The following is a 9,866-nucleotide window of genomic DNA, read 5'->3' as shown; positions in this document are numbered from 1 at the left end:
GCCTACGCCTTCCGGGTCGCGTCAGGCTGTTCTCTGACCTCCGGCGAAGCCGGAATCGGGTAGATACCCCGGAGCTTGCTCCGGTCGGAGTGTCATTCAGAGCCCGACCTTCAGAAAGCTCTGTGGCATAGATAAAGTTTCCAGTGAACCTACCCTGAGTCGTGCCTTCGCTACCCTCGCTCATCTGAATTTGGGCGATCTTGTCCATCAGGCAATGATACTTAAATTTGTTTCTTCACAGATCGTGATGCACGCAAGCCATGATGCCACCGCCCTTGAGGTGCGCCAGAAAGCCGTTAAGAAGGTCAAAGTGCCCAAGGTAAAAAAAAGCCAGGTCGTCCCAAGAAGGGAGAGATTCGCCCTCCGTCGGAGCTGACTCGCCTACAACGACAGGTGGATATGGAGCCTGAAGCGGCTTTGGCAGAGTTACCTCGTGACTGTGATTGGGGCATCAAGAAGGATACGGATGGTCATACCTATCGTTGGCGTGGTTACAAAGCTAACCTCTCTTGGGCTGATGGGATGATCCCTTTGATCTGTGTGACCACCTCAGCCTCGATGCATGACAGCCAATGTGTGATTCCGATGATGAAACAGGTGTCTCAGAGGGTGAAGATTCTCTACGATTTGATGGACAGTGCCTATGATGCTCCCTCCATCCACAGTGTGAGTACCTCTTTGGGTCACGTTGCTCTGATTGATGATCACCCTCGTGGTGGCGAGAAAGTGGACTTTGCCCCGGCGCAGAGTGTTCGTTATCGTGAGCGTAGCAATGCGGAGCGTGGCAACAGTCGCCTGAAGGACTCGTTTGGTCTTCGCGTGATCTATGTTCGTGGGCATGCCAAGGTGCATTTCCATGTGATGCTTGGCGTTCTGGCTCTGTTTGCGGATCAGTTACTCAAGCCTTTTGGGCATCAAACCGATTCGTGAAAAAGGCTTGTTCGTCAACTGGATATGTTTTCGTGAAATCGCTGTGCCTTCCTGATAGCGTTTGGGATTTGCGGTGTGTCTGGTATGAGTATCCTAGAGGCGCTGTAGATTTGTTAGATAGCTCCGTAGATACACCGACGCTTGCGTCGGAAGAGTAATCATTGCCAGTGAAAAATAATCTTGCACATCCTGAAAAGGTGCGGTAGTCTTTATTCATCATTTCTTCAAATCAAGAAATAATGAATGAAAATATTGACTATGCTGCTATGTTCAAGGCACTGGGAGACCCCACCCGCCTACGAATCTTCCAGTACCTACGCTCTTGTTGCTGTGGACGAGCTGCCGTGGATGAAGCAACAGGCGATGCCCGCACGCTTCTGACCGTGGCTCCCACAGAAGCGCCTAGTGTCGGGGAGGTCTGCTGTCGTGTCACCGGCACAGAGAAGATCACCTCCGCTCTCTCCGTGCATCTTAAGGAGCTACGAACTGCGGGGCTCATCCAGATGGAGCGACGCGGCAAGCACATCCTCTGCACTGTTAACCCGCGAGCTGTCGCACTACTCGCCCTCTACTTTTCCCAGGAGCCAGAAGGCTCCCCACAAAGTTCGACCACTCCCAAGGAGACCCAAAACAATGACTGCTGCTAAAACCCAGACTACTTTTAAGACCCATATCTCGCTCAATGTGAGCGATGTCACCAAATCCGTCGCCTTCTACGAGGCGTTCTTTGGCGTTTCTGCCCACAAAGTGCGGCCTGGCTATGCCAACTTCGACCTAGAGACTCCCGCCCTTAAGCTCGCTCTCAACGAGAGCTGTTCGGGAACCGGTGGATCACTCAACCATCTCGGCATTGTCGTAGACTCAACCGAAGCGGTTGCGGCGGCCCGTGAGCGCCTCGGGGTGGCAGGGCTTATCTCGCTGGACGAAGGGGATACGGTCTGCTGCCACGCTCGCCAGGACAAGGTCTGGGCCAAAGACCCGGATGGCAACGCCTGGGAGGTCTATACGATTCTGGACGACATGCAGGACGGTGCTTTCGAGGCTCCTCCCGTTGCTGAAGCACAAGCATCAGGCTGTTGTTCGGGTGAGTCCACCAGCACCTGCTGTGGCAGTGAAACAGAAACAGAAACGATTCCCCCCACGATTCTGGCGGTGCTTAACACAGCCATCGCGGCCTCGCAATCCGGTGGCTGTGGCTGCGAAACGCAGAGCAATCCGGGCAAGTCCTGCTGCTCCTGAATAAGTCCTGCGGCTCCTAAGGAGATCATAATGTCTGTTAAAATCCAAGTTTTCGATCCCCCGATGTGCTGCTCCACGGGTGTTTGCGGCCCGAGCATAGACCCGGCGCTGGTGCGTATTGGCTCCGACCTGAGCTGGCTTAAGGAGCAAGGGGTGACTGTTGAGCGGGCGAATCTCTCCCAGGACATGGCGGCATTTGCTGCCAGCTCTCCCGTGATCGCCGAGCTTGAAGCCGATCCCAAAGCACTACCCCTGGTTCTCGTCGGGGGCGAGGTCAAGAGCCGCAAGAGCTACCCCACCCGCGAGCAGCTCGCCGCTTGGTGTGGATTGGAGCTCTCCCATGTGGACGGATAGGCTCACCCCGTCCCAGTATCTCTTCTTCACCGGAAAAGGGGGCGTGGGCAAGACCTCTCTTGGTTGCGCCACTGCCCTCCACTTAGCAGAGACGGGCAAGCGGACGCTTCTCGTCAGCACCGACCCGGCCTCGAACCTAGATGAGGTACTCGGCGTCGCTCTAGGAGCGGAGCCGACACTCGTTCCAGAGACATCGAACCTCTGGGCGGCCAACCTTGACCCGGAGGAGGCAGCACGGGAGTACCGGGAAAAAGCAGTCTCGCCCTACCGAGGAATCCTGCCGGATGCGGCCCTTGCCAGTATCGAGGAACAGTTCTCCGGTGCCTGCATGATAGAGATCGCTGCCTTCAATGAGTTCGTGCGCCTCTTTGGGGGAGAAGAGGTCGCAGCAGCCTTCGATGCGATTGTCTTTGACACAGCACCGACCGGCCACACGCTCCGCCTGCTCTCGCTACCTGCTGCCTGGAGCGGCTTTATTGATACCAGCAAGGGCGGCATGTCCTGTGTCGGTCCACTCGCACAGCTCCAGCAGCAAGCGGCACTCTACCGCGCCTCGCTCGCCGCGCTTCGGGATGGCGAGCGAACCACCGTGGTGCTGGTGGCTCGCCCCGACCAAGCCAGTCTCAAGGAAGCTGCACGTGCCAGCGGCGAGCTGAGCGATTTGGGCGTCACCCATCAGCAGCTCATCATTAACGGGGTCTTCACCGCGCCAGAGAGCACGGATTCGGTAGCCGTTGCTTTCGCCAAGCGTACCCAAGCCGCTCTCGCCTTGCTCCCAGACTCTCTTTCCCACCTGCCACTTGCACAAGTGCCACTCTTGCCCAAGACGGTGGTCGGGCTCGCGGCGATTCGTCAGCTCCTCACGCCCGATGAAGTCCTATTGTCTAAGCCGACGAGCGCAAACTCTGCCTTTGTTCCGCAGCCACTGGAGCCACTTATCGCTCAGGTGGCTGCGCATGGGCATGGGGTGGTGATGACGATGGGAAAGGGTGGTGTGGGCAAGACAACGCTCGCGGCTCAAATCGCTCTCAGCCTTGCTCACCGGGGACACGCCGTCACGCTCTCGACAACCGACCCAGCGGCCCCTATTGCCGATGCAGTCGCAGGAAGCACAGAGAGCCTCATTCTTGAGCGCATTGATCCTGCCGTTGAGCTAGAGAGCTACCGCGCCGAGGTAATGGCTGCGGCAGATGCCCAGCTCGACGACGCGGGACGTGCACTCCTGGAGGAAGACCTGCGCTCGCCTTGTACCGAGGAGATTGCGGTCTTTCGTGCCTTTGCTCGAACGGTTGCCGAGGGAAAAGACCGGTTTGTCGTGCTAGACACCGCGCCCACGGGCCACACGATCCTACTGCTCGATGCGGCGGAGGCATACCACCGCGAGGTTCTACGTACCCAGAACGAGACCCCGGAGAGCGTGCGTGAGCTCTTGCCGCGCCTGCGCGATCCGAACTTTACCTTTATCTTTGTCGTGACGCTGCCCGAGCCCACTCCGATCCACGAGGCCCAGCGCCTCCAGGAAGACCTGCGCCGCGCCCAGATCGAGCCCTTCGCCTGGGTCGTCAATCAGTCTTTTCTCGCCTCGGGGACGCAAGACGCACTCCTAAGCGCCAAAGCAGCCCAAGAAATCCCTCTCCTCGAAGAAGTTATGCGCCTCTCGAAACGGCATGCCGTTCTCCCCTGGGGTGCCAAATAGAAACTATGAAAAACGTACTCTTTGTCTGTGTCCATAACGCCGGTCGCTCCCAGATGGCCGAAGCATTTGTCAATCACGTTGCCAAGGCTCGCGGCCTAGACGTTGTCGGGGTCTCGGCGGGAACGGTTGTGGGCACCCAGATTAACCCGGTTGCCGTTGACGTGATGAACGAGCTTGGCATCTCGATGGAGGGCCAAGCACCCAAGCAGCTCACGCAAGAGCTTGCCGATAGCGCCGATAAGAAGATCACCATGGGCTGTGGGGTGGATGCCGACGCCTGCCCAGCCCGCATCTTCTTCACCGAGGACTGGGGCCTGGACGATCCCAAGGGTCAGCCTATCGAGAAAGTGCGCGCGATCCGCGACCAGATCAAGGAGCGGGTAGAAAAGCTTCTTTCGGAGCTCGCTGCGTGAAGCAGGGCATGCCTTCCATAAAGGACGACATGATGCGCCGCTACATCGCGGAGTTTGTCGGTACCTTCGGGATTGTATTTGCGCCCGTGGCTCTCTCCGCAACGGGCCGGTTTTCGGGAAGTGACAGCGGTCTGATGGCCGCCGCCTGGGTCTCGGGCCTGGCGGTATTGGCCATGATCTATGCGCTAGGGCATCTCTCCGCAGCGCACTTCAATCCGGCAGTGACGCTGGGCTTCGCCGTGGCCCGTCGCTTCCCCTGGCGCTATGTGGTGCCTTACTGGATCGCGGAGTTTGCAGGGGGCATTGTGGCAGCAGCACTCTGCGCCGCGCTCTTTGGCGGCGGCTCTGGAGTGCACCACATCGCCGCAGGTCCTCTCCTTCGAGCTGTAATCATTGAGGCAGTGCTGACTTTCTTCTTAATGCTGGTCATCATTGCAGTTGCCACCGATAAGCGGGCCAATGGCGCAGTGCCTGGCATCGCCATTGGCCTCACCGTGGTCTTTGATGTCCTGATCGGCGGGCCACTGACTGGTGGCTCGATGAACCCAGCCCGTACACTCGGGCCAGCCCTCTTTGGAGGCACCAGTACTCTCTCAGTCTACTGGGTCTACGTCGTTGGCCCCGCTCTTGGTGCCGTGAGCGCGGCCTTCCTCTACGAGGCCATTCGTGGTGGCGAGCACCATGCCCAGAGCGCTCCCAACGACATCGCCGATGCACTGAAATCCATTCAGGCAACACTCACTTCTACGAAATAGATCCTGAGCAAAACTGATATAATAGCCTGATGACCCTGGAGACGCAGAAACCGTTTACAACCGACTCTCTAGCAGAAAGTGCTCGAAGAAGTCTGTTTCTGTTGTCTCTGCATCTCCAGGCTAGCCCCCGTGCTCTGCGTCAGCGCATGGGCGGCGTTCCCCCTTCACCACGCGATCCAACCATAGCGGCGTAACCTTCCCAACCATAGCGGCGTATCCTTCAATCCAGCGCCCTTCTCGGCGGGATGGGTTACCCCTTTTTATTTCCTCTGCTTATCTCCTTTATTTTTGCCCTCGTGCTTGCCCCCTTGTGGCTGGGCTAGTCGGTAGGCATTTTCAAGCTAAGAACAATATGAACCTGCAACAACCAATGGAGTACAATTTCACCAACACCCGTTGTGAGAAGTGGTCACGCAAGGCCCCCTTGTCTACGTCTTCGATCTCGGGCGAGGGCTAGAGTATGTTAGCGATTGAGAAAGTTGCTTTCTTACTACTAGTCGTCTGCCTCATCGCCATGGCCGCGCGGCGGCTGAAGCTCCCTTACACGGTTGGGCTTGTCGCCTCGGGGGCGCTCCTCTCCCTTACGGGCCTACTCTCCGGAGTCAGCTTGACCAAAGAGCTGATCTTCTCCGCACTGCTACCGCCCCTGATCTTTGAGGCGGCGTTCTACATCCCCTGGAAAGAGCTACGCGCTGACCTCAAGCCGATACTGCTGCTGGCAACGGTAGGTGTACTTCTCGCTATGGGACTCACGGCAGCGGGAATGCACTTCCTGGCAGGCTGGCCCTGGCAAGCCGCGCTGGTCTTTGGCACCCTGATTGCCGCCACCGACCCGGTCTCGGTGATCGCGACATTCAAAGAGGCAAGGGTTCATGGGCGGCTCCGTTTGCTGGTTGAGGCGGAGAGCCTCTTCAACGATGGAACAGCAGCAGTGGTCTTTGGGGTAGTGCTGGCCTGGGCAACGAGTGGGAATCTGGCGGCAGGACAGATCGGGCTGGATCTACTACGTGAGGTGGGCGGCGGCTGTCTAATCGGCCTGCTGGTGGCGGGTCTCGTGCTGTGGATCGCGGGTAAGACCGATGACCACCTCGTAGAGATCGCACTGACCGTCGTTGCGGCCTACGGCTCGTTTCTCCTAGCGCAGCACTTCCACTGCTCGGGCGTGCTGGCGACGCTATGCTGCGGCTTACTTCTAGGCAATGTCGGCTCGCTATCGCTAGGCTCGCTCTCTGACGCGGGGCGAGACGCGGTAGGCTCGTTCTGGGAGTTCGCTGCGTTCTCGGTCAACTCCATCATCTTTCTATTGATCGGGGCGCAGGAGCATGGCCTGTTGGGGCAGCTCGTGCGCTATGACATTCCTATCCTGATCGCGATTGTGGTGGTGACACTGGGTCGTGGTGTCACAGTCTATCCGCTCTGCGGCTTGCTATCACGCTCTAAGCAGGCGATCTGCCTGCCTCACCAGCACACTCTATTTTGGGGTGGCCTGCGCGGTGCACTGGCTCTGGCTCTCGTGCTGGGCTTGCCAGATGACCTGCCGCTACGCCAGGAGCTACTCGCCACAACCTTTGGCGTGGTCGTCTTCTCTGTGGTGGTGCAAGGGCTGACCTTCCTGCCACTGCTGAAGCGCCTCAAGCTACTAGGGTAGCCAGCGCGTGGGATCGGTGGTGACCTTCAGCAAGACTGAGGGTGGCTCAGAGTGGGGAACGAACGGGGAGCCGGGTGGGTTCGAGTAGCGAGTCTCTAAACTCCCCGAATGGTCAGTGGCACGAGAGAGGCCGCAGGGTACAATAGACCCACATGATCGGGATTGAGACGGAGTACGGAATCTACGTGGAGGGAAAAGGTGCCCAGGACCTCGTGGACGAGGCGGGCTATCTGGTGAAACTGGTGCCCTCGCCGACGGTCGCGGGGCGCTGGGACTACAAGCAGGAGCACCCTCGGCGGGACATGCGCGGCTTCACCGTGGACCACCTCTCTATTGACCCCAACGATGCCCAGTTCGAGCAGACGGGGCGGCCCCACTCCACGGATATTGAGGTGCGCTCCGACAGAGTGCTCCCCAACGGCGCACGTCTCTACAATGACCACGGCCACCCCGAGTACGCCACCCCCGAGTGCACGAGCCTGCGGGAAATCATCGCCCATGATCGGGCCGGGGAGCGCTGGATGCAGCGCCTCGCCGAGCGGCGGATGAAGCAGCTTGGGCCGGAATCGCTGGTGGCGATGTACAAGAACAATACCGACTTTCACGGCGCGAGCTACGGCACCCACGAGAGCTATCTGATGCGCCGCGAAGTGCCGTTCGACCGGGTGCTGGAGGGCCTACTGCCGTTCTTTGCTACGCGCCAGCTCTACGCCGGCGCGGGGAAAGTGGGGATGGAGAATGCGGGGGCCAATCCTCCCGCGCTCTTTCAGCTCTCGCAGCGCGCCGATTTTTTTACCACGCTGGCATCGGTGGACACGCTCTACAACCGGCCTATCGTCAACACCCGCGACGAGCCCCACGCCGATGCGCGGCGCTTTAGGCGGCTGCACGTGATCTGCGGCGATGCGAACTTTGCGGAAGTGGCGACACTGCTAAAGATCGGCACGACACTTCTGGTGCTGCGCCTGATCGAGCAAGACCTTGCACCAAAGAGCATTCTTCTTCGGGATCCCGTGGCGGCCGTCAAGCAGGTCTCGGCGGACCAGAAGCTCAAGTGGTGCGTGGAGCGTCAGGGCGGCGGCACGATTGGCGCAGTGGATGTCCAGCGGGCGTATCTGGCTGCAGCAAAAGAGCACTTCACGGGGCTTTCTCCCGACACCGATACTGTTCTGATAGAATGGGAGCAGGTGCTAAATACGCTTGAAACCGATCCACTCTCCCTCTCGGACACGCTCGATTGGGCGGCGAAACGGGCGTTGCTGGAGGGTTTTATGGATGCCGAGGGAATCTCCTCCTGGGAGGATCCCTACTTGCAGAGTCTGGATTTGGAGTACCACAACACTGATCCTGCTGCTGGGCTCTACTACGCGCTGGAGCAGGAAGCGAAGATCCGCCGTGTGGTGACCGAGGAAGAGATTGTGCGGGCGCTGGACATGCCGCCTGCGGGCTCGCCACGTGCCATTGCCCGAGGACTGGCCGTGCGCAAGTTTCCTGAGGCCGTTCAGAAAATTAGCTGGGGCGGCTTTACTTTAGAGCACGGCGAGCAGAGCACCACGGTTCGTATGGCTGATATTCAAGACCGAGAGCCCATCGCCTTGGCTGCCGCACTGGAAGCTGCTACAACGCCCGCAGAATTTATCGCTATTTTGGAAGGAAAGTAACTATGGAACAGTTTCGTGTAGATGATCGCCTGACAAAGCCGACGACACCGGTGGATCCGATCCGTCGCCAGGGAGATGGCGATGGCCCCAAGGCCCCCGATGTCAAGCGCCCTGACTCGCGCGGTATCTTAGACCGGATGAAACGGGTGGATCCCAATGCCGCCAGACGTTACCGCCAGCGAAGCGGAGAGTAAGCTCGAACCCATCCCCCAGCCCCTTCCCTCTACGAAGGAAGGGGAGTCGGAGAAAATTCCGCCTAAAGTGCTAGAGCGGATGCGTCGCGTGTCGCCGGACATAGCCCGCCACTACAACCAACAGCGCGGCCAATAAAACTTATGACTGATCTATTGCAACCCCACAGCGGCAACTTTGCCGCGCTGACCGGATTTCAGCTCAATGGCCTCGCCGAGGGCCCGATCCACGGCACGACCGTGATTGCTGTCAAGTACAAAGACGGCGTTCTGACCGTCGGGGATAGACGCGCCACGGGCGGGATGGCCATTATGTACGATAAAGCCGAGAAAGTGCTCTCGCTTGATGACTATACCCTGATCTCGATCTCGGGCAGCTTCTCCAAAGCTATTGAGCTGGTGCGCTATCTGCGGATGGCGTTTAAGTACTACGAGCGCTCGCAGCTGCAAGCCATGAGCCTGGATGGCAAGCTCAACGAGCTCGGAAAGCTCATCGCGGGCAATATGATGGCCGCGATGCAGGGAATTGGACTGGTGATTCCGATCCTGACCACGTTTGATAAAGCCAAGAACGAGGGACGCGTGTTCTTCTACGATGGCGGTGGGGCACGCTTCGAGACGGCGGAGTACGCGGCGGCAGGCTCGGGCTCCACACAGATTCGGGGGGCGTTCGAGTACATTGGGCGTACCAAGGGCCCGTTTCGCGAGATGGATCGTGACACGGCGCTTCGTGAGGTGCTAACGCTTCTGGAGATCGCGGCGGATCTGGATGCTGCCACGGGGGGATCGTCTAAGTACCTGCCCCTTGCCAAGACCATCACGGCGGAGGGGATCGCCGATATCGAAGAAGACGTGCTTCGTGCCATCGTCAAGACCACTCTGACTGCCGAGCCCGCGATGGTTCAGGGATAAGCTATGTCCTATAATTTTTACGATTTCAACAACGCGCTCCAGCAGCGCAATGAGTACGTCGAAGGAC

The 9,866-nt window shown here is 58.8% G+C and carries 11 protein-coding genes; all 11 read left to right on the top strand.

Annotation, left to right across the window (positions count from 1 at the left end):
* Positions 1-399 precede the first annotated feature (399 nt).
* Entirely contained in the window at positions 400-930 is a 531-nt protein-coding gene (locus tag ACH2EH_RS18470) for a transposase (RefSeq protein ID WP_395143922.1), read from the top strand.
* Positions 931-1,169: 239 nt separating this feature from the next.
* On the top strand, positions 1,170-1,577 hold the full coding sequence (locus ACH2EH_RS18465; RefSeq protein ID WP_395143920.1) for an ArsR/SmtB family transcription factor: 408 nt from the start codon (positions 1,170-1,172) through the stop codon (positions 1,575-1,577).
* Positions 1,564-2,169, top strand: a complete 606-nt coding sequence (locus tag ACH2EH_RS18460; protein ID WP_395143918.1) for an ArsI/CadI family heavy metal resistance metalloenzyme — start codon at positions 1,564-1,566, stop codon at positions 2,167-2,169. The genes ACH2EH_RS18465 and ACH2EH_RS18460 overlap by 14 nt, the downstream gene beginning before the upstream one ends.
* Before the next feature lie 30 nt (positions 2,170-2,199).
* Entirely contained in the window at positions 2,200-2,523 is a 324-nt protein-coding gene (arsD, locus tag ACH2EH_RS18455; protein WP_395143916.1) for an arsenite efflux transporter metallochaperone ArsD, read from the top strand.
* A complete protein-coding gene (arsA, locus tag ACH2EH_RS18450) occupies positions 2,510-4,219 on the top strand; it encodes an arsenical pump-driving ATPase (RefSeq protein ID WP_395143914.1) in 1,710 nt (569 codons plus the stop codon). The genes arsD and arsA overlap by 14 nt, the downstream gene beginning before the upstream one ends.
* A 5-nt stretch (positions 4,220-4,224) precedes the next feature.
* On the top strand, positions 4,225-4,632 hold the full coding sequence (locus ACH2EH_RS18445; RefSeq protein ID WP_395143912.1) for an arsenate reductase ArsC: 408 nt from the start codon (positions 4,225-4,227) through the stop codon (positions 4,630-4,632).
* 8 nt (positions 4,633-4,640) lie between these two features.
* The gene (locus ACH2EH_RS18440) at positions 4,641-5,387 is read left to right on the top strand and encodes an MIP/aquaporin family protein (RefSeq protein ID WP_395143911.1); all 747 of its coding nucleotides are present in this window, start codon (positions 4,641-4,643) and stop codon (positions 5,385-5,387) included.
* A 460-nt stretch (positions 5,388-5,847) separates the two neighbouring features.
* Positions 5,848-7,035 (top strand): cation:proton antiporter, encoded by a 1,188-nt coding sequence (locus ACH2EH_RS18435; RefSeq protein ID WP_395143909.1) that lies wholly within the window; start codon positions 5,848-5,850, stop codon positions 7,033-7,035.
* A 152-nt stretch (positions 7,036-7,187) separates the two neighbouring features.
* Entirely contained in the window at positions 7,188-8,696 is a 1,509-nt protein-coding gene (locus ACH2EH_RS18430) for a proteasome accessory factor PafA2 family protein (protein WP_395143907.1), read from the top strand.
* A 2-nt stretch (positions 8,697-8,698) separates the two neighbouring features.
* Entirely contained in the window at positions 8,699-8,890 is a 192-nt protein-coding gene (locus tag ACH2EH_RS18425; RefSeq protein WP_395143905.1) for a ubiquitin-like protein UBact, read from the top strand.
* A 141-nt stretch (positions 8,891-9,031) separates the two neighbouring features.
* The gene (locus tag ACH2EH_RS18420; protein WP_309697006.1) at positions 9,032-9,799 is read left to right on the top strand and encodes a hypothetical protein; all 768 of its coding nucleotides are present in this window, start codon (positions 9,032-9,034) and stop codon (positions 9,797-9,799) included.
* Positions 9,800-9,866 lie beyond the last annotated feature (67 nt).

Origin of the sequence: Armatimonas sp. (assembly GCF_043760365.1) — a bacterium.
GTDB lineage: Bacteria > Armatimonadota > Armatimonadia > Armatimonadales > Armatimonadaceae > Armatimonas.
Note: the sequence above shows the minus strand (reverse complement) of the source record. Positions and strands in the feature narration are given on the sequence as shown.

Excerpts from the sequence above, each read along its gene's own strand:
- ACH2EH_RS18460 (WP_395143918.1), top strand. The coding sequence starts at position 1,564 with ATGACTGCTGCTAAAACCCAGACTACTTTTAAGACCCATATCTCGCTC.
- ACH2EH_RS18445 (WP_395143912.1), top strand. The coding sequence starts at position 4,225 with ATGAAAAACGTACTCTTTGTCTGTGTCCATAACGCCGGTCGCTCCCAG.
- arsD (WP_395143916.1), top strand. The coding sequence starts at position 2,200 with ATGTCTGTTAAAATCCAAGTTTTCGATCCCCCGATGTGCTGCTCCACG.
- arsA (WP_395143914.1), top strand. The coding sequence starts at position 2,510 with ATGTGGACGGATAGGCTCACCCCGTCCCAGTATCTCTTCTTCACCGGA.
- ACH2EH_RS18465 (WP_395143920.1), top strand. The coding sequence starts at position 1,170 with ATGAATGAAAATATTGACTATGCTGCTATGTTCAAGGCACTGGGAGAC.
- ACH2EH_RS18435 (WP_395143909.1), top strand. The coding sequence starts at position 5,848 with ATGTTAGCGATTGAGAAAGTTGCTTTCTTACTACTAGTCGTCTGCCTC.
- ACH2EH_RS18470 (WP_395143922.1), top strand. The coding sequence starts at position 400 with ATGGAGCCTGAAGCGGCTTTGGCAGAGTTACCTCGTGACTGTGATTGG.
- ACH2EH_RS18430 (WP_395143907.1), top strand. The coding sequence starts at position 7,188 with ATGATCGGGATTGAGACGGAGTACGGAATCTACGTGGAGGGAAAAGGT.
- ACH2EH_RS18440 (WP_395143911.1), top strand. The coding sequence starts at position 4,641 with ATGCCTTCCATAAAGGACGACATGATGCGCCGCTACATCGCGGAGTTT.
- ACH2EH_RS18420 (WP_309697006.1), top strand. The coding sequence starts at position 9,032 with ATGACTGATCTATTGCAACCCCACAGCGGCAACTTTGCCGCGCTGACC.
- ACH2EH_RS18425 (WP_395143905.1), top strand. The coding sequence starts at position 8,699 with ATGGAACAGTTTCGTGTAGATGATCGCCTGACAAAGCCGACGACACCG.